The organism is Desulfotignum balticum DSM 7044 (assembly GCF_000421285.1).
GTDB lineage: Bacteria > Desulfobacterota > Desulfobacteria > Desulfobacterales > Desulfobacteraceae > Desulfotignum > Desulfotignum balticum.
This window is the reverse complement of record NZ_ATWO01000001.1, coordinates 415,980-435,267: the sequence shown is the minus strand read 5'-3', so window position 1 is coordinate 435,267 and position 19,288 is coordinate 415,980. Positions and strand designations below refer to the sequence as shown.

The following is a 19,288-nucleotide window of genomic DNA, read 5'->3' as shown; positions in this document are numbered from 1 at the left end:
GGAGGTCGTGCCGGGCACCGGGGGCTGCTTCAGGGATGATGAACGGGTCACGCAGACCCGGCCGGCCTGCTGTTAACTGGCCAGTCGGGTCCGGTCATCTTCCTTTCCCTTGAGCTCAAACCGCTTGACCTTGCCTGTGGCGGTTTTGGGCAGCTCGTCCACAAAATTGATCCACCGGGGGAACTTGTAGTGGGCCAGCTCTTTTTTCACATAGGATTTGATCTCTTTTTCCAGTTCCGGTGATTCCTCAAATCCCTTATTCAACACGATGTAGGCGCTGGGTTTCACCAGGTTTTCATCGTCTCTGCCCGGGACCACGGCGCATTCCAGCACGGCCGGATGACCGATAAGACAGGCTTCCACTTCAATGGGAGACACCCAGATGCCGCCCACTTTGAGCATATCGTTGGATCGGCCCACATAATAGAAAAATCCGTCCTCATCAACAAAAAACTTGTCATCCGTATTGAACCAGTCTCCGAGCATGGCTTCCTTGGTTTTTTCATGCTTGTTCCAGTAATAAGCGGCCGTGCTGTCGCCTTTGATCAGCACGGTACCGATCTCGCCTTTCGGCAGGTCATTGAGCTGATCATCCACAACCCTTGCTTCGTATCCGGGTACCAGCTGGCCCGTGGAACCGGGCCGGATGTCTTCCACCCGGTTGGAGATATAGATATGGCTGACTTCCGTGGATCCGATGCCGTCCAGGATATCCACGTTAAACCGTTCTTTCCACCGTTTGAACAGATGGGCCGGCAAGGCTTCGCCCGCAGAGGTGCACAGCCGGACTCCGTCCATGCTGCCCTCATCCTGGGCCAGCATGGCCCCGTAAAGGGTGGGGACCCCGAAATACAGGGTGGGTTTGTACCGGGCAATGGTATCAAACACGGTTTGCGGCGTGGGACGGTCCGGCATCAGCACGGTGGTGGCCCCGGCGCTGAAGGGAAAATACAGACTGTTGCCCAGGCCATAGGCGAAAAACATCTTGGCCGCAGAAAAACACACATCATCTTCCCGGATTTTAAGCACTTGTTTGCCATAGGTTTCCACAGAAAACAGCATGTCATGCTGCAAATGCACCGTGCCTTTGGGTTTGCCCGTGGAGCCGGAGCTGTACAGCCAGAAACAGGCATCATCCGGACCCGTGGGTGCCGGGTCAAGGGTATCGGGCTGTCCTTGGACAAATTGTTCATAAGACACGGTCCCCGGTTTTTCACCCTGTGTGTTCACCACCACGATCTTTTCCAGAAACATAAGCTCGGATTTGACTTCCTCGATGTTGAAATACAGGGATTCGTCCACCACCAGGACCCGGGCCCGGCTGTCATTTAAAAAATACAGGTAATCCTTGGGCCGCATCAGGGTGTTTAAACAGATGGGGACGGCCCCGGTTTTAATCGCTCCCAGAAACGCGGCCGGGTACAGTTCCATGTCCAGCATCAGCAGGGCCACCCGGTTTTCCATGCGGACACCCGACGACACCAGGGCGTTGCCGAACCGGTTGGCTTGCTTTGTCAATTCTCCATAGGTCAGTTTCCGGTCTTCACACACCACGGCGATCTTGTCTTCTCTGCCTTCCCGGATGTTACGGTCCAGAAAATAATCGGCTGCATTAAATCTTTCCATTCCAAGATATTCGAGTTCCATAAATCACTTCCTCCTAAATAATTATTTTTCCAACATCGGATGGAAAAAAAGTTTCAAACTTTTTTCTTCGATTTTGCCGGGTTTGGTCAACCACGATGCGACAAAAAATACGATACCGGCGATAATGAATGATGCCAGAAATCCATTCAGCTGGAACATGAACTTCTGGGGGAAGAGCACCATGTTCTTGCCCCCTATAACAAAGAATAATACATTCATAAAAACACCGGCCAGTGTGGACAGAATCGCCCCCGTGGCTGTGGCGCGTTTCCAGTAGTAGGCCCCCCACAGGGCAAAAAACGTCACAGCCACGGTCCCAAAAGCGATGACGGACAGTTCCGCCACGGGGGTGGTGGGATTCCAGGCGATCCACACACAGACGGCCATGATGATGGCTACAAAAATCCTTGCCAGGGTGATGTATTCGGCAGGCTGGGTCTGGGGCCGTATGGTTTTGACCACATCCAAAGACAGGTTGACGGCATTGCCGAAAACCAGACCGTTCACTGTGGACATGGCCGCAGTGAATCCGCCGGCCACAGCCAGGGCCGCCAGCCAGTCCGGCATGGTGGCGGCAGCCACCAGCCCGTAAATTTTATCCGCTTCCACCCCTTTGAGTCCCGGCACAATGACATTGCCGGCAACCCCGATGAGTGTGGGCATGGTGATGACAAACAGGCAGATACCGCCAAAGGACAGAAACATGGCTTTCAACCCCCGGACCGACCGGCTGGAATAGGCATGCATATAAGGCTGGGGAAAACACACACATCCCAGAGCCATGGCCGATGCCATGCCGAAAATCATGGGATAGCTCCACACCTTGCCCCCGGCCCAGCCGATCTGAAACAGGTTGGGATGCTTGGCCATGACCAGCTCCATGGTGGGCACAAATCCCCCGTTTTTCATCATCACGAAGAAAAACAGCACAAACACCATGATCGAAAAAAACACCCCCTGGATGGCATTGACCCAGGCCGCCCCTTTCATGCCTCCCATCATCAAATAGATGGCGATGAAAAACGGCACGAAAAACAGGCCTAAACGAAAGGAGATGATCCCGTCGCTCATGGCTTCCAGCATCACACCGATCCCCTGGATCTGGGCGACGACATAGGGAACGGAAGCCACGAGCACCACCAGCACCAGAATGATTTTCATGGGAGTGCCGTACCGTTCACCAAACGGGGCCCCCATGGTCATCCATTTTCTGGCCCGGCCTAAAAGAAAGGTCTTTTTGTGCATGAAATACCATAAAAACCCCAGAGGCACCAGGTTGGCCGTGAGCACATACAAAGACCCATACCCCAGGCGATATCCGAAACTGGACATCCCGAACATGGAGAACGCGCTTAAAAACGAGGCCAGAAGACTGAAAATCAGCACAAAATATCCCAGGCTGGAGCCGGCCACAAAATAATCATCCGCACTTTTGGTGAATCCCTTGCGAAACGCCACATAACTGATGAACACGGATACGAAACATAAGCTGGTGATAATAATGACAGCAATCATGAGCGGGTGTCCTCCATATCAATTTTTTTCAAAGCATCCACGATTTCCGCCACATCCCTGTCATACAGCGCCAGATCGGTTTTGAACAGATAGACCCATTCAAGAATGAACAGCAGCGCCCCGATCAGAAGTAGAACAAATGCCCAGGAAGGCATTCCCATGATCAGATCCACCTCGCCGTACCGGCCATAGCCGATGGGGCACCAGCACAGAACAGTGAGTACAACAAACACGATTAAGAAACCCAGGTTTTTTCGTTTGTTCGCTTGTGCGGACATGTGCGTTTCCTCCTTTTGCGCTTTTGGCGCGAAAAAATTAAAATATTTATGAAACCGCCTGCTTTTCAACCCGGGCTTTTTGAAACCCGGATGTGTTTCTTAATGGGTGTTGTGTGTCTTGTGCGCTGCATTAAATCATTTATCTAAATAGACAAGAGCAATTCATGTGCCATGATTACAATACGGCTGCATTATAACTGAAACACCCGGTGATTACCGGCGATGTGGTTTTGGCGACGGCCGACGAAACAAAAAAAAGGGATACAAAAACAGAAAGAAACGTTGCAGACTAGAACGTTTCTTTCATCCGGAATTGGGTGACAACTGATATTTATGTATTTTTTTTCGCAGGGTGGGCAGGGAGATTTTCAAAATCCGGGAGGCCCGGGTCTTGTTCCACTGAACCGATGCCAGCACGGCCTGGATATGCCGTTTCTCCACCTGGGCCAGAGACTGGGATGCCGGATACCGGCTCACCTGTGGCGCGGTGCCTGACAGCAGCGCATCCAGGGTTTCCACCAGAATCACATTGCCCCGGGACCGGATGGCCGCGGAAATAATCACATTTTCCAGTTCCCGGACATTACCGGTCCAGGCATGTGATTTAAGCCGCTCAATACATCCATCCTGAAGCTGCATGGGTTTGACTCCCAGATCATGGGCACATTTGCGGATAAAATGATCCACCAGCAGCGGGATATCCGACAGCCGGTCCTTCAAAGAAGGCAGGGTGATGGTGACCACCTTGAGCCGGTAGTACAGATCGGCCCGGAATTTTTTTTCCTTGACCATTTGGTCCAGATCCTGGTTGGTGGCCGCAATGATCCGGCACCGGGAAGTCAGGTTGCTGCATCCCCCCACCCGCATGTACTCTTTTCTTTCCAGAAACCCCAGCAGTTTGGCCTGCAGGTTCAACGGCAGTTCCCCCACCTCGTCCAGAAACAGGGTCCCGTCCCCTGCCAGCTCGATTTTCCCGGGACGCTGGGTCACAGCTCCGGTGAACGCGCCTTTTTCATGGCCGAACAACTCGCTTTCCAAAAGGGTATTGACCACAGCGGAACAGTCAAAGGTGATAAAGGGCTTGTCTTTGTCCGGGCTGCTCAAATGAATCCGCCGGCTCACCAGCTCCTTGCCCGTACCCGTCTCACCCGTAATCAGGGCCGTGGCCCGGTTCTGGCAGAGCATGCCGATCATCTTGAACACATCTTTCATGACCCGGCTGCTGCCCACGATCACTCCCCGGTCAAATCCGGCCGGTCCTTCGGAAAACTCCGTGTGTTTCCGGTCCTGTTCCAGACTCTCAATGGCCTGGGCCACGGTATTGTCCAGTTCCACGGCATCCAGGGGCTTGTGGATATAATCGTATGCCCCCAGTTTCATGGCTTCAATGGTGGTTTCCATGTCCTGGAACGCCGTAATCATGATGATCCTTGCCAGGGGATTGACCGCCTTCATTTGTCTGAGCGCGTCCAGTCCGGACCCGTCCGTGAGACGAATATCCAGGATCACCACCTGGGGATTTGTCTTTTCAAACAGTTCCAAAGCCTGTTTAACCGTGGCAGCCGTATGAACGGCATGGCCTTTTTCCGCCATGAACATGGAAATGGATTCCAGAATGGTGGATTCATCGTCCACAATGAGCAGGTCAGCCACGGACATCTCCTTCACAGGGCAGACACACCTCAAATACGGTGCCGCACGTTTTTCCAGCTTTCACATGGACAAATCCATCATGGGCCTGAACCATCTGTTTGACATTGGCCAGACCCAGTCCCGTTCCTTTCATTTTGGTGGTATAAAAAGGCTCGAATATATGGGGAATCAGCTCCGGGGGAATTCCGTCGCCATCATCCGACACCCGGATGGAGACAAACGTTTTCCGGTTCTGCGTTTGAACCCCGGTGCAAACAAAGACATTTCCTGCCGGACGGATCGAATCCAGGGCATTGAGCAAAAGATTGATCACCACCTGTTCGATTTTCGCCTTATCCGCCGTGATATCCGGAAGGGATGAATCCAGATCGACCCGGCATGACGCCTGAATTTTGCGAAATTTCACATCCAGCAGGTTTACGCAGAAATTCACCACATCATTGACATTCACGGGACCCGGGGCCAAAGAAATCGGTTTGGCAAAATCCAGCAGCTGCTGGAGAATCGTTTCCAACCGCTGAATCTCGGTCTGGGTAATCTGAAGCCGCTTTTCGTCGTTGCCGGCGAACCCGTTGTTCTGTCCCAGGATCTGCAGGTTCATCTTGATGGAGGACAACGGGTTGCGGATTTCATGGGACAACGATGCCGTGATCTGACCGATATAGGCCATGCGTTCCATCTGCCGGCTTTTTTTCTCCAGCTTCACCCGCCGGGTGATATCCCGGACAATGCACAAGGTGTATTCCCGGCCCTCGAACCGGGACGGCCGGCACCCCATTTCCGTGGGCAGAGCCCGACCGTCCCTGCGCAGGCGCCGGTATTCAAACACCGCCGGAACCGTGCTGTCCAATGGATTCCGGATCACCCGCTTTCGCAAGGCGGTCTGATCTTTTTTATGAACCAGGCTTAAAAACGATGTCATCAAGATCTCTTCGGGGACGTCAATCCCATGCATCTGGCAGAACGCCGGGTTGACAAATGCGATCCTTTCGCCTTCCAGCACCAGATACCCGTCACTGATCTCTTCCACCAGGGTTTTGTATTTGTGCTCAGATTCTTTCAACTGGGCCGTTCGGGCCGCCACATCCTGTTCCAGCCGGTCTGCGTATTCCTTGAGACAGGTTTCATGCATTTTCTGAAAATGGTTGGAAAACCGGTGAATGGTATAAGCCAGGCAGGTATTCACCTGTTCGATGTGGCGGCACAGACATGCTTTGGGGGATTCTTCCACCAGCACCGGGACAATGAGTATTCTGAAAAGCTCGAACGCTTTTTGCACATCGTCCAGGGGAAATCCCGATTCCAGCCGGATACTGGTAATTTCGTTGATGAATCGGTTAATGGCGGTGTAGTCATTTTCAGCCAGCACATGAAAAAACGCATCATAGGCCCGGGCTGTGGTTTTGCCCAGCTCATCCGGATTCCTGGCGGCATAGTTGTCAGACACGTCTTTAAACAGCCGGTCCCGCCACTCACGAATAATCCGTTCCCGATGCCGCTCAAGCAGCGCATCCAGTCTGAAACCGGTCAAATTGTAATCCGGGACCGTTTTCACCGGTGCATCTTTTGTCATGGCACCCTCTTTTTCAGGTTAAAGGAAGAAGCTGCCTTTTCATAGCAGGTCGGATGCGGTTCGTCAAATCTTCAAACGGGCCGGCCGATTTTCAGTATTTTTCTGGCATACTGAATGCTTTTTTTACAGGCAGCCATCTCTTTTTCCCGGGCCACCTCCAGGGAATCTTCCCCCATATCCCATTCGATCTCAAAGGTGATGCGGTCCGTGGGCGACTGGTCACAGATGATCTGAAGGGTTTTGACACAGTCGATATCTCCGTCGCCCAAGGCCACCCCGTGGAACCGGATGCCGAACTGGTCCCGGGTCAGCTTATGATCGCAGAAATGGTTGCAGAAAGCATAAGGGGCCAGTTTTTCCACGGCCTGTTCCGGATTTTCCAAAACCCCCATGGAATTCACTGTGTCCACACACGCCCCCACCAGGGGATGGTTCACCTGATGGATCACCCAGAGGATCTCATCGGCAAAGGTTTCCGTATGATTTTCCACGGCCAGTTTGATGCCGTTTTTTTCCAGCACCGGCAGGACGGCAAGGATTTCTTCATGAACATCACACAGCTGCCGCATGACTTTGGGGTGGAAACAGGAACCGTACAAAGGCCGGGGCCGACGGATATCCAGGCTCAACTTGGCCAGGTCGGCCCCGATTTTATGGGTAATATCGATCCCTTTTTCCAGGGTGTCGGTGAGCCGGGGATCAAATTCCTCATTTCGGGAAAAATTGTACTCCAGATACAGGCCGTGATCCTGAGCGGCGTCTCTGACTGCTGCCAGGCGGGCATCGTCCTTGGTTTCCAGATCGCACCCCGTGATGTGCAGCCCGTCCAAACCCCATTCCACAGCCAGGTCCATGAGCTGAAACAGATCGATTTCCTTGGGTCGGGGATCGGCCTGAATCCCCCAGTTCTGTCCCAGGCCCCACAAATGAAGGGTATAGGTGTGAAGTCCCAGTTTCATTCTTTTCTTCATGATATGCCTCTTTCTGAGTTTTGTTTGGTTGCATCGACCTTGTACAGAATGCTGTAAAGTGCCGGGATGAACAGCAGCGTGATCGTGGTGCCGAAAAGCAGGCCCGTCATGATGGATACGGCCATGGGCTGCCACATGTTTCCACCCCCCAGATACAGGGGGATGAGCCCCAAAACGGTTGTCAGTGTGGTGAGCAAAATGGGTCTGAACCGCTGGCGGCAGGCCTCCACCACGGCCTGGGCCGGGGCCCGGTTGAGTTCGCTTTGTTCAATATCGATCCGGTCGATGAGCACAATGGCATTGTTGATCACGATACCGGCCAGAGAAATCACCCCCAGAAACGCCATGAACCCGAAGTAGGACCGGAAAGCGATCAGACCGATGACCACCCCGATAATCCCTAAGGGAATGGTGGTGAGCACCATAAAGGTCTTTCGCATGGAATTGAACTGAAAAATCAGGAGAAACAGAATAATACATCCGGACAGGGGCAGATACCGGGTCACGGCCGCCATGTTTTCCTGGGTATTTTCCGCATCCCCTCCCAGTTCATACCGATAGCCTGAGGGCCAGTCTCTGGATTGATCGTCCAGCCAGGCCTGGATATCTGCCGTGACCTCTCTGGCCGTGCTGCCTGGCCTGAGCTCACTGGTGACCGTGATACTCCGGGAAAGATCGTAATGCATGATCTTGGCATAATCCCATTGGGGCTTGATCCGGGCCACCTGGCTCAAGGGCACTGCCTTGCCCGTGGACTGGACAAACACATTGGTATTTTCCAGATCCTGAAGGGTCTGGGAGGAAAAATTCCGGCTGCGCATGAGAATGGGCAGGCTGTCCTGGCCTTCCCGGAAAGTACCGGCCTGGAAACCGGATAACCCGGTCTGGAGACTGATGGCGATATCCTCATGGGTCACACCGGATTTTCTGGCCTTGTTCGCATCAATATCTATGATAAATTTCAATAATTTGGGACCCCAGTCATCCATAATATTTTTGGTGCCGGCAATCTGTCCCAAAGCCTCTTTGGTTTGGGTACCAAGGGCATAGAGCATATCCTGGTCTGTTCCGAAAATGCGGATTTCCACGGGGGTTCCACCGCCGCCCTGCCCCAGCAAAGACACTTTGATGTCTGCTTCGGGAAAGGTATTGAAGCAGAAATCATCCAGGTGCTGGATAATCCATCCGTTGTCCTCACCGCTGCTGGTATTGATCAGAATATGCGCATAGCTGGAATTGGCTTCATCCGGTGAATAGCCCAGATCATACGACTGGGGTCCCTCTCCGATGAAAGAGGACCAGTCCGTGATGCCTTTGTTTTTTTCAGGGCCTGTTTTTAAATCGGAACTAATATAGGTCTCAATCGCCTGGACCACGGCGGCGGTTTTTTCGATTTTCGTACCCAAAGGCAGGTTGATATCCATGGTGATCATGTTCCGGTCACTGTCCGGAAAGAAAATAAAAGGCAGTATCCCGAAACCGATCAAAGAAACGAAAAAGACCGCCACCATGAACACAACAAACACGCGTTTCCATTTCAGGACCTGTCTTAAAACAAAAATATAGCCTTTGTTCAGATAATCAAACACAGAGAATTTATCCGTTTTTTTCTGCTTAATTCTGATCAGATAATAGGCCAGCAGCGGAATAATGGTCAGGCTGATGAGCCAGGAAGATATCAGGGCAAAGGAGATGACCACGAAAAGCGGTCCCATGATATCACCCATGGCGGATTCCGCCAGATAAAAGGACAGAAAAGCCGCCGCCGTGGTCAGTGTGGAGATGAGCAAAGGCACCATCAGTTCCTTGCAGGTTTCCACGGCTGCGGTCATCCGGTCCCGGCCAGATTCCATTTTCACGATAATGGATTCGGAGATGACAATGGCGTTGTCCACCATCATTCCCAGGGCCATGATCAGAGCCGCCAGCGTCACCTGGTTCAGCCCCATGTGAATCACGCCCATGAGCAGCAGGGTCATGACGGTGACCAGAGGAATCAGGCCGGCAACCACCAGGCCGGTGCGCAGCCCCAGGAAAATCAGCATCACTGCCATGACGATGGCAATACTCTGATACAGGTTCCCCACGAAATCCTCAATGGATTTCTCGACATACCTGTCCAAAGATGCCAGGCGGACCACTTCCAGGCCCAGGGGCAAACGGCGGTTGTATTCAGCAATTTTTTCATCCACCATTTTTCCCAGGTTGATGATATTGGCTTGTTTTTTGAGGGAAACGGCCAGAGAAACCGCTTTTTTACCATTGACCCGCACCAGTGCCGTGGCCGGGGTTTTATAGGTTTTTCTGATCTGGGTAATGGAGTCCAGATACACCACTTCCCCCTGGTCACCCACGGGAATGATCGTTTTTTTCAACGCTTCGATATCATCGAAATTGCCGGTGGGTTCAAGGATCAGCCGTTTGTCCCCCACATTGATTTCACCCCCGGAATCCAGGATATTGGTCTCCCGGATAATCTGCCTGAGTTTTTCCACGGTCAGGCCGTATTCACTGAGCCGGGGCGGGTCGAACTCCACCACCACCTGCTGATCCTGAACCCCGCTCAGCGCCACTTTGGCCGAATCCGGCAGTGCGATCAGATCGTCTTTGATCCGTTTGGCCACATCCTCCATCTGTGCATAGGAAAACCCGTCGGATATCAGCCCGATGTTGATCCCGTAAACCACGCCCACATCATCGTCTTGCAGATCAGGAACCACGCCTTCGGGCAGACTGGTCATGTTGTCCAGATTTCGCCGCAGTTTATCCCAGATCGCCTGAAGATCCGCCGGTTTGACCGCATCCTTAAGGGTGACGGAAACAACGGAAAGACCCGTGCGGGACTGGGATGTGACGGTTTTGACTTCAGGAATTTCCTGGACCTCTTCCTCGATATTCTTGCTCACCAGCAGTTCCACCCGCTGGGGGTTGGCACCCGGGAAACTTGAGACAATCGTGGCCACCCGCACCACATAGGGCGGCATGCTGTCCCTGGGAAGGCCCTGATACATGGAAAGCCCCAGCAGGATCACAATCCCCAGCAGGCTCAATGAAATACGATTTTTATTGATGGCAAATGCGGTCAGATTCATGGGTCAGGTTACCAGTCGTTGATGGCATCGTCCATCAGGGTCACGGCCATGCCGTCCAAAAGCAGCTGAAGTCCGGAGACGGCCACGCGGTCCCCCGGGGTCAGCCCGGTTTTCACCAGAAAGCCTTCTTCCGTGAGAGGGCCCAGTGCAATAATCTGTTTCCGGGCCATCCACCGGCTGTCCGGACCTTTTTCAAGAACAAAGACAAACGGCCGGCCCTGTTCTTCTCCCACCCCGTCCGGCGGCATGTAAAGACCGGTCTGTTCCGGGGTGCCGCCGAAATCCAGCCGGACCTCGGCGGCCATGCCCGGCCGCAGTCGGTCATCTTCGGACAGGACGGCCACAGTGACGGGATAGGTCGGTTTGTCCGTGCTGCCGTAGGACACTTCAGTCACCCGGCCGGAAAACGTTTCCCGGACCAGGGCGGGAAAGGTGATACGGCAAGGCATGCCGGTCCGGATATCGGCAATGTAGCGGTCTGAAACTTCCAGTTTGACCTCCATCTTGCCCAGATTACTGAGGGTCATTACCGGGCTTCCCGGGGATATTTCCTCATTTTCATCCACGGCAATATTGTTGACAACGCCGTCAAAAGGCGCAAGCAAGCGGGTGTACAACAATTGATTTTCAGCGGCCCGAAGCTTGCTGATTTCCATGGTGATTTTGGATTGTGCTGCCTGGCGCTGGGCCAGAGCGGTTTCATAATCGCCCCGGGCCTGCTCGAATTCACTCAAAGACACACTGTCGTTTTCATAGAGTTTCTGGATCCGGTCATAATTTGACCGGGTGGTGTAAACACGGGTCTGGGCGGACTTGGCATCAGCCTGAGCCGATTTGAGACCGGCCCGGGCTGATGCCAGGTCAATCTTGAAATCGGTTTCATCCAGCCGGGCCAGCAGAGTCCCCGTGGTTACCCGGTCTCCTAAGTTGACGGGAATGCTGGTAATGGTGCCGGCCACCTTGAAACTGAGTATCGCCTGGCGGTCGGCCGCGGCCGTCCCCGTAAAGCGCTGGCTTAAGGTCTGAGTCCTTGTTTCCAGTTCGATGTACCGGACCGGCCGGACCGGCATTTCCTTATCCGCTTCCGTCACGTCATTTCCACCGCATCCGGCGGAAATCAGACTTAAGCAGGTCAGAACGGTGAATACCATCTGTTTCATGATTGTTTCCTGTGGTTATTGGCTCTGGGTGGTTGCCATAAAATGATGCAGCCGGTCGAGAAACGCCTGTTTTTCATCCAGAGAATCCAGAAAATAGAACCGTCCGATGGCCCGTTCCATTTCCAAAAAATCCAGGACAAACTGATATTTTGCCGATGCCGCGGCATGTTCACTGCTGACCTTGTCATTCTGGGCATCGATGAGATCTGTGACAGAATTTCGCCCTTCGGCATACCCGGCTTGGACAATTTCAAAACTTATTTGTGCCGCGGCAAGCCGCTTTTCCGACAACGCGATTTCCCGGGCCGACACGGTGGCGGTCTCCATGCTGGACCTGACATCAAGATAAAACCGGTTGCGCAGATTTTTTTCTTCCATGTGCAGGCGGTCGAGCCGATACCGGCTCTGGGCCAGGTCTTTTTTATGGGCACCACCGGTAAAAATCGGCCAGGATGCCGTCAAGGAGATGGACCAGGGATGATCAAGATCCGACGGGGTTTTCTGCCGGGCATCATACTCCCCCAGCACTTTGTCCACTGATCCCTGCAAACTGATATCCGGCAGAAACAATGCCCGTTTTCGGTTCAGCACCTGCCGTTTTTGAGAACGGATATTTGCCTGGATCTGTTTGAGTTCAGGCAGGTTCCGGTCTGCTTCGGCAATCAGGAAATCACTGAACCGCCGGGCCTGTTTGACATTTTCCAGCAACCGGTAAACGTTTGGATCCGTAATCATCAGTTCAATGCCCTTGTCCGGTCCGATGTCCGCCAGGGTGAACTTCCGGGTGATGGGCCGGTCCAGGACCCGGTTCAGGTTCATGCGTGCCAGCTGCAAATCCCGGAATGCATCATTGAACCGGATCTGGTTGGCAGCTTTCTCACTTTCCCACCGGCTGACCTCGGATGCATCCACAGACCCCACTGCCGCCTTGGTTAACGCAATTTCAAGGTTTTTCCGGGTCACATCCAGGTTATCGCTCTGAATGGTGTGGGTACTCATGGCAAACAGCAGGTTTATATAGGCATGGGCTGCCGTCACAACCGTGTCCAGGGTCATCGCCTTTTCCTGGTACTGCTGGGATTCAATCATAATTCTCTGAATGGCACGATTGGCCAGCACATCATCGGAAAAAACAACCTGTTTCACGTGGGTTGAGGCAGCCAGGGTGGACCGGGCCGGATGGGTCTGGGCCACATCGACCCGGTTTTCATCGATACGGGTCAGGTCTGCGGACAAACTGACCTGGGGCAGAAGGGCCGCGTCCGCCTTGCCGGATTCCGCCTCCTGAATCAGGGTATCGGTCCGGACCGCCAGAAGATCCAGATTCCGCTCCAGGGCCTCGATAATCACTTCCTTGAGTTGCAGGGTCAAATCCTGGCTGCGTTTATCCATGTTCAAAAGCCGGACATCTTCCAGGGCGGCCCAGGCGGGAAAATAATCGATTTTTTCCAGGGTTTCCACATTGATCACAAAATTGTCCGTATATGTGGTAGCGGATACGGGCAGGGTGCCGGGATCCTGTCCTTCAAGGATTTCCAGCACATTGATGGCAAGCCGCCGGGATAATGCCTCTAAATTATGATCCGGCGCAATGGCGGCCATGGCACCCATGCGGACATGTTTTTCTCCCATCAAAGCGAATGAAGGCAATTTCCGGTCGTTGATCTCTTGGATGACCGGGGCCATCCGATGGTCCTGGTTTTGGGGAAACAGCGGCAGCAGATACACGGCATCCACATCCAGAGGAATTTTCGGAATATTTTTTGTCATGGATCCGGGATCGATTTCAATAATCGAAAGCGTTGACTGCGGTGCCACGGACTGCACGGTTAGTTCCAGATAGCGCCGCACAGAGCGTGACATGGAGGGCTGAAGTACGGGAAGCAGCACACATAAGTGGGTGTAGTCATACAGGGATTTAAAAACCGTCAGATCTTTTTTTACATTAAAGGTGGATTGAAGGTAATTGAAATTTTTGACCCCGCTGGTATTCTCGGCTGTGATAGGAAGGCCCTGGAGGCTGCGGTCCAGAACCCCGGCAGCGATCACGGGTTTTTGAAACTGCATCAGATCGGTGATCATGGCTGATACGGCATATCCCATTCCGATGATGCAGTCAATGGCATCATCTTCCATCAGGGTGGAAAGGATTTTTTCACCCTCTCCCGAAACAAGGGGATCGATTTTTTGGCGCAGGAAATCAACCCCTCCCCGGCCGTCCATCAGCACATTTATCTCATTGATCATCCGGTCTTGAAAATTATTGTTTTCCCCCACCTCGCTGATGACCGCCACCCGGGGTTTGGCCGGCGACACGGCAGGCAGTAAAAAAAGAAATCCGGCCACAGCCGCTGCCACAACATATTTAATGTTCATAACTCACATGTTTCATTTTTTATTCAATGCCTGACTAAAAATTTGCGAAACCCTATCATATTTAACCGTATGCCGACAATAAATTAAATTAAAAACTTGCCCCGGCATTCAACCGGGATCAAATCATTTTTCAAAACCCCGACAACAAATTTTTTTGGTGCATACCTCTTGCCAGACAATTTTAAAAACGATAGGGTTACCCTACAGGTTCAGGCAATCTTCAAAGGAGAAGCCATGACCCGGAAATACTTTCAAAAACACCGCCCAGATCAAATTTCAGCGGCCGGCGATCCGCACTGGATTTTTTTGACCCCGGCCCAGGCCGTGGATGCCGTTGCCCTGGACTTTCAGGCTTACGGCCCCCAACCGGATCTGTTCAGACGTATCGCTCCCCTGATTCTGGGAAAGCAGTGCCGGATCACGGCCCGAAACGAAAATTGGAGCGGGGTGTCGGTACTGCGGGGAACCACCTTTGATCCGGTAGAGGATCATCACCTGGGATTCTACCTGATTCATGTCCTGGAAACCGATCCCCCGGACCTCAATACCCTGGCCGATATCTGCCGGCAGGTGTTTCAGACACACACCATTGCCGGACCTGACCGCACCGGCACCATTTCCGGCATCCGGACCCATGCACAGATGGACCGGTTCATCTGCCGCCAGTGCGGAGAATGCTGCCGCACCCTGGATTATGAAACCGGGTGCGAGGAATCCGATGTCCGGCGCTGGCGGGAAAGCGGACGAACCGACATCCTGACCTGGGTCCAAACCCGAAACATTTCGGCAGGCGATTCAGGCCCGACATACCGGATCTGGGTGGATCCGGACACCGGAGAAACCGCCCGGACCTGTCCCTGGCTTGCACCCTGCCCGGATCATGCCGACCGGTTTATGTGCACCATCCACCCCATCAAGCCCGAGGTCTGCCGGCAATACCCCTTTACCGCCAAACACGCCGCCATGACCGGATGCTGCGGACGGTTTGCCGCCCCAACCGAACCGCCCGTTTCCAGGAACCCATGACCCGGAGAAACAGTATGCGATATCTGGTCATCCTCTGTCTGTTTGTCTTTCCAGTCACTGCATCCGGATTCGACTGGCAACAGATCCCTAAAGAGAAAAAGGTAGTGTATGCCAATGCCGCCGGCCTGGCCGTGATCACCGGGTGGGGGATTGCCAACTGGGATTATTTTTCAACCGCCCCGTCCGCAAAAAAAGAAGGCTGGTTTGCCGGCAATACCAAAGAGGGGGGTGCGGACAAACTGGGGCATTTTTATACCAGCTATGCCCTGTCCCATTTTCTGGGACACACTTATGAAAACTGGGGATATTCCCCGCGTCAGGGCCTTAAACTGGGGGCTTTGTCCGCTTTTGCCATGATGAACGGAATGGAATTGGGAGATTCTTTTTCAGATTACGGGTTTTCCTATGAGGATTTTACCATGAATGCCTTAGGATGTGCGGCTGCCTATTTTATCGGTTCCCGGCCGGAACTGGACAAAAAAATCGATTTCAGAATCGAGTACCGGCCCCGTTTTGATACGGCCGATGTGTTCACCGACTATGAACGCCAGAAATTTCTGGTGGCCCTCAAGCTGGACGGTTTTGAGCAGGTCACCCATCCGCTGTTCAAATACCTGGAACTGCACCTGGGATATTACGCCCGGGGATTTTCATCCCATGGCACCCCGGAGCGGACGCTTTATGCCGGTATCGGTGTGAACCTTTCCCGGATACTAAACGGCTTTTCCCTGAACAGGCTGTCCACCCTGACCCGGTTCATCCAGGTGCCTTATTCCTATATTGAACTGGACAAATCGCTGTAACACATATTCCCTTTGCCGAGTGAAAAAAAAACGGTATACTCTTTTTTATAATTCCCATATTGACCAAGGAGGCTGTCATGAGAATCATACCCAAAAAAATCATGTGCGCGGTTGATTTCAGTGAATTCACCAATCTAACCCTGTCCTATGGGCAGGCATTGGCCAAAGAATTTGAGGCACATCTCACCCTGTGCCATGTGGTATCCAACATGGTGCTGATGTCCTCTGCCGGACAGGCCTATATCGCGTCTGAAAAAATCGAGGCGGAACGGCGGCAGGATGCGGCATCCCGGCTGGAAGACATTGGCAAAACCCTGGACATGGACTGTGACACCATGGTCACCACGGGGCATCCGGCAGATGAGCTGACCCGGATCGCGGAAGAGACCGGCGTGGACATGGTGGTGGCTGCCACCCACGGCGGATCGGGCGTGAAACGGTTTCTGGTGGGATCGGTCACGGACCGGCTGGTGAAAACCCTGTCCTGTCCCGTGCTGGTACTCCACGGCAAGGCAGAGCCGGACGTCCTGCCCGGGGATCGGAAAAAACTGTTGAACCGGATTCTGGTGGGATGCGATTTTTCCCCGGATTCCAGTCTGGCGTTTCAGTACGGCCTGAGCCTGGCCCAGGAGTTTGAAACCCAGCTGTTTTTGGCCCATGTGGTCCGGCCCACGGAACATGTGGAATTTTCCAGTGCCGACTATATCAAGGTTCAGGAAGGGGATTATCTGGGCTGGAACCGGTCCGATTACTTAGGGCTCACCCGGCAGGCCAATGATCCGGATGCACAGCGACATGATGCGCTGCGGGAAAGACTGGAACGGCAGCTGGCCCGGATGGTGCCTGAAGAAAGTCGTCACTGGTGCACACCTGTGACAGCTGTACTGGAAGGAGAACCGTACCAGGAACTGCTGACATTTGCCGAAAAAAACCAGGTGGACTTAATCGTTTTAGGGGTCAGGGGCCACAGCCTGCTGGAAAAATTCCTGGTGGGATCCACCACGGAGCGGGTGATCAGCCGGTCAGGCTGCCCGGTTCTGGCGGTCCGGCAGACCGATACCGACACCTGAATAAAAAAAACATGTTATTTTGACGACAGGCATGATATATCTGTATTGAAAACATAACAACAAATGAACATATATGTATATCTAAAGGAGTTATATCATGCCTAGTTTTACCCCCAACGGACTTCCCCTTCTCATCGGCAGCCTGCCGCTGGACGATCATGCCAACGCCCTGGATCTGGTGTTTGCCCACACCCCGGAGGTGCCTCTGTGGGTCCAGCTGCCCAAATTCAAGGAAGAAGGAATGGTCCGTCAATTCATGTACGGGCTTCCCGGCGTAGCGGAAAAAGAGGATACCTGGTTTATCGACACAAAGACCCCGCAGTTTGACGAAGAATTTATCCAGTTTTTTGAAGACTATCTCATTTTGTCAGAACCGGACGCGGATTTTCAGGCATCCCGATTCGCTTTTACCCCTCTGACCGGCAAAGGATTTTTCCATTTCCTGGAACGGGTGGACAAAGATCCCGGCCGGTTTGAAGCGCTCAAAGGCCAGGTTACCGGCCCTGTCACGTTTTGTACGGCGGTCAAAGATGAAGCGGAGCGGGATATTTTCTACAATGACCAGCTGCGGGATGCGGCCGTGAAACGCCTGGCCATGAATGCCAGATGGCAGGCAAAAGAGTTTGCCAGACGAGGCGCCACCCCCATTGTTTTTCTGGATGAGCCGGCTCTGGCCGGGTTCGGCACCTCTGCCTACATCACCATCACCCGGGCCGATGTCCAGGGCTGCATCGATGAGATCGCCCAGGAGATCCATGCGGAAAACGGCCTGACCGGGGTTCATGTGTGCGCCAACACGGAATGGGACCTGCTGCTGGACAGCACCATCGACATCATCTCTTTTGATGCGTTTTCCTATTTTGACAATTTTATTTTATATCCCCAGGCCATCAAAAAATTTCTGGGCAAAGGCGGCATCCTGGCATGGGGCATTGTGCCCACAGGAGATGCCGATCTGATCGCTCAACAGACCAGTGACGGATTGACTGAAAAACTGGCCGGCCAGATCCGGCAGGTCGCTGCCCTTGGAATCCCCGAAGAGAAGATCATCGCCCAGTCTTTTGTGACCCCCAGCTGCGGCACCGGCTCTTTGGACCCGGCATCGGCTACAAGGGTGCTGGAACTGACCAAAGCCGTGTCTGAAAAAATCCGGGCCCGGCAAAACGCCTAGCGCTCATCCCCGGGTATCAGGTATTTTCCCATACCTGATACCCGGCACCTGACTCTCGAAGCTCACCCCTTATTTTCCCGGGCCGCCTCTGCGTTGAAATCTCCGGCTTTGCGTTCATAGGTCTCAAAATACTTGGGATAGGCCTGTTTCATGGCGGCCAGGGCCCGGTCCCAGGGCAAATCATCAAAACTGCCGTGATCGGTCACATATTCCATGTGCCGGTTGCCTAAGTTGTCAAAGGGATGAAAAATAGAATCACGGGTCCCGTCAAATTCCAGAGGCTTGACATTGAACGCTTCGCACAGGCTTAAATTAAATGCCGGGGTGGCCTTGACCCATCTGCCTTCCAGATAGATTTCCGCAAACCCGTGCCACACGAACAGATCCGTTTGCATCAACGCCTTGAGCCGCTCCGTGTTCAAATGGTTTTTCACATCGGCAAACCCCAGCCGGGCCGGAATCTTCTGACTTCGAAGACAGGCGGCCAGCAGCACGGCCTTGGCCACGCAATACCCTTCTTTTTTCGCCAGAACAGCACTGGCTTTGATGCTGTCTTTCACCGGTTCAATGCTGTAAGGGTTGTACCGGATCAAATCCCGCACCGCATAATACAGGCTGACGGCCCTTTCTTTGTCGGTGGTACCGGTTCCGGCATGTTTTTTTGAAAACGCAATGATATCCGGATGATCCTTGTCGATAAAATAGGTGGCGGACAGACTGGCGGACATGGGCACTCCTTTCCCGGGGGATTGATATCTTTTGAACACCCTTTTGTGTATACCCCAGGAAACCGGAAAAAATCAATGTCCGTTTTTTGCTTCGGCTGATCCGCCGTGTGGGGGAGGCACCTGCGGTTATGGTTAAATAATATGCTTGATTTTTACATTCAGTCTGTTAACTATTTATATTGACCCGTGCTACCGGGATCGGCATTATGGGATTAAACATTAGCG

The 19,288-nt window shown here is 53.2% G+C and carries 14 protein-coding genes; 4 read left to right on the top strand and 10 right to left on the bottom strand.

From position 1 onward, the window contains the following. Positions 1–72 precede the first annotated feature (72 nt). The 9 genes from K365_RS0102340 to K365_RS0102300 form a co-directional block, all read right to left on the bottom strand. The gene (locus K365_RS0102340) at positions 73–1,647 is read right to left on the bottom strand and encodes a benzoate-CoA ligase family protein (RefSeq protein ID WP_024333342.1); all 1,575 of its coding nucleotides are present in this window, start codon (positions 1,645–1,647) and stop codon (positions 73–75) included. 21 nt (positions 1,648–1,668) lie between these two features. Then, complete coding sequence (locus K365_RS0102335) at positions 1,669–3,162, bottom strand: sodium:solute symporter family protein (RefSeq protein WP_006964283.1); 1,494 nt, start codon at positions 3,160–3,162, stop codon at positions 1,669–1,671. Next, the gene (locus tag K365_RS0102330; RefSeq protein WP_006964284.1) at positions 3,159–3,440 is read right to left on the bottom strand and encodes a DUF997 family protein; all 282 of its coding nucleotides are present in this window, start codon (positions 3,438–3,440) and stop codon (positions 3,159–3,161) included. Before K365_RS0102330 ends, K365_RS0102335 begins: the two co-directional genes overlap by 4 nt. Positions 3,441–3,743: 303 nt before the next feature. Further along, a complete protein-coding gene (locus tag K365_RS0102325; RefSeq protein WP_029724879.1) occupies positions 3,744–5,099 on the bottom strand; it encodes a sigma-54-dependent transcriptional regulator in 1,356 nt (451 codons plus the stop codon). Next, complete coding sequence (locus K365_RS0102320) at positions 5,086–6,666, bottom strand: ATP-binding protein (RefSeq protein WP_024333341.1); 1,581 nt, start codon at positions 6,664–6,666, stop codon at positions 5,086–5,088. The genes K365_RS0102325 and K365_RS0102320 overlap by 14 nt, the downstream gene beginning before the upstream one ends. A 71-nt stretch (positions 6,667–6,737) precedes the next feature. Next, positions 6,738–7,637 (bottom strand): sugar phosphate isomerase/epimerase family protein, encoded by a 900-nt coding sequence (locus K365_RS0102315; RefSeq protein WP_006964289.1) that lies wholly within the window; start codon positions 7,635–7,637, stop codon positions 6,738–6,740. After that, complete coding sequence (locus tag K365_RS0102310) at positions 7,634–10,729, bottom strand: efflux RND transporter permease subunit (protein ID WP_006964290.1); 3,096 nt, start codon at positions 10,727–10,729, stop codon at positions 7,634–7,636. Before K365_RS0102310 ends, K365_RS0102315 begins: the two co-directional genes overlap by 4 nt. Before the next feature lie 8 nt (positions 10,730–10,737). Beyond that, positions 10,738–11,889: an efflux RND transporter periplasmic adaptor subunit gene (locus tag K365_RS0102305; RefSeq protein WP_024333340.1), complete on the bottom strand. Its 1,152-nt coding sequence runs from the start codon at positions 11,887–11,889 to the stop codon at positions 10,738–10,740. Positions 11,890–11,904: 15 nt separating this feature from the next. Further along, positions 11,905–14,265 carry a TolC family protein gene (locus K365_RS0102300; RefSeq protein WP_024333339.1) on the bottom strand — a complete coding sequence of 787 codons (2,361 nt, stop codon included), beginning with the start codon at positions 14,263–14,265 and terminating at the stop codon, positions 11,905–11,907. 234 nt (positions 14,266–14,499) lie between these two features. On the opposite strand from K365_RS0102300, the gene K365_RS26315 reads away from it, so the two are divergent. The 4 genes from K365_RS26315 to K365_RS0102280 all read left to right on the top strand — a co-directional run bounded on the left by K365_RS26315 (position 14,500) and on the right by K365_RS0102280 (position 18,335). Continuing rightward, positions 14,500–15,291, top strand: a complete 792-nt coding sequence (locus K365_RS26315; RefSeq protein WP_024333338.1) for a YkgJ family cysteine cluster protein — start codon at positions 14,500–14,502, stop codon at positions 15,289–15,291. Positions 15,292–15,305: 14 nt separating this feature from the next. Beyond that, positions 15,306–16,094, top strand: coding sequence for a DUF2279 domain-containing protein (locus K365_RS0102290; protein WP_029724876.1), 789 nt, complete (start codon positions 15,306–15,308; stop codon positions 16,092–16,094). Between the two features lie 77 nt (positions 16,095–16,171). Next, positions 16,172–17,164: a universal stress protein gene (locus tag K365_RS0102285; protein ID WP_024333336.1), complete on the top strand. Its 993-nt coding sequence runs from the start codon at positions 16,172–16,174 to the stop codon at positions 17,162–17,164. 97 nt (positions 17,165–17,261) lie between these two features. After that, a complete protein-coding gene (locus tag K365_RS0102280) occupies positions 17,262–18,335 on the top strand; it encodes a uroporphyrinogen decarboxylase/cobalamine-independent methonine synthase family protein (RefSeq protein WP_006964296.1) in 1,074 nt (357 codons plus the stop codon). Positions 18,336–18,397: 62 nt separating this feature from the next. Here the strand turns inward: K365_RS0102280 and K365_RS0102275 are convergent, their stop codons facing one another. Continuing rightward, positions 18,398–19,063, bottom strand: coding sequence for a transglutaminase-like domain-containing protein (locus tag K365_RS0102275; protein ID WP_006964297.1), 666 nt, complete (start codon positions 19,061–19,063; stop codon positions 18,398–18,400). Between the last annotated feature and the right edge of the window lie 225 nt (positions 19,064–19,288).

Coding starts and splice junctions, on each gene's coding strand:
- K365_RS0102340 (WP_024333342.1), bottom strand. CDS start 1,647: ATGGAACTCGAATATCTTGGAATGGAAAGATTTAATGCAGCCGATTAT.
- K365_RS0102335 (WP_006964283.1), bottom strand. CDS start 3,162: ATGATTGCTGTCATTATTATCACCAGCTTATGTTTCGTATCCGTGTTC.
- K365_RS0102330 (WP_006964284.1), bottom strand. CDS start 3,440: ATGTCCGCACAAGCGAACAAACGAAAAAACCTGGGTTTCTTAATCGTG.
- K365_RS0102325 (WP_029724879.1), bottom strand. CDS start 5,099: ATGTCCGTGGCTGACCTGCTCATTGTGGACGATGAATCCACCATTCTG.
- K365_RS0102320 (WP_024333341.1), bottom strand. CDS start 6,666: ATGACAAAAGATGCACCGGTGAAAACGGTCCCGGATTACAATTTGACC.
- K365_RS0102315 (WP_006964289.1), bottom strand. CDS start 7,637: ATGAAGAAAAGAATGAAACTGGGACTTCACACCTATACCCTTCATTTG.
- K365_RS0102310 (WP_006964290.1), bottom strand. CDS start 10,729: ATGAATCTGACCGCATTTGCCATCAATAAAAATCGTATTTCATTGAGC.
- K365_RS0102305 (WP_024333340.1), bottom strand. CDS start 11,889: ATGAAACAGATGGTATTCACCGTTCTGACCTGCTTAAGTCTGATTTCC.
- K365_RS0102300 (WP_024333339.1), bottom strand. CDS start 14,265: ATGAACATTAAATATGTTGTGGCAGCGGCTGTGGCCGGATTTCTTTTT.
- K365_RS26315 (WP_024333338.1), top strand. CDS start 14,500: ATGACCCGGAAATACTTTCAAAAACACCGCCCAGATCAAATTTCAGCG.
- K365_RS0102290 (WP_029724876.1), top strand. CDS start 15,306: ATGCGATATCTGGTCATCCTCTGTCTGTTTGTCTTTCCAGTCACTGCA.
- K365_RS0102285 (WP_024333336.1), top strand. CDS start 16,172: ATGAGAATCATACCCAAAAAAATCATGTGCGCGGTTGATTTCAGTGAA.
- K365_RS0102280 (WP_006964296.1), top strand. CDS start 17,262: ATGCCTAGTTTTACCCCCAACGGACTTCCCCTTCTCATCGGCAGCCTG.
- K365_RS0102275 (WP_006964297.1), bottom strand. CDS start 19,063: ATGTCCGCCAGTCTGTCCGCCACCTATTTTATCGACAAGGATCATCCG.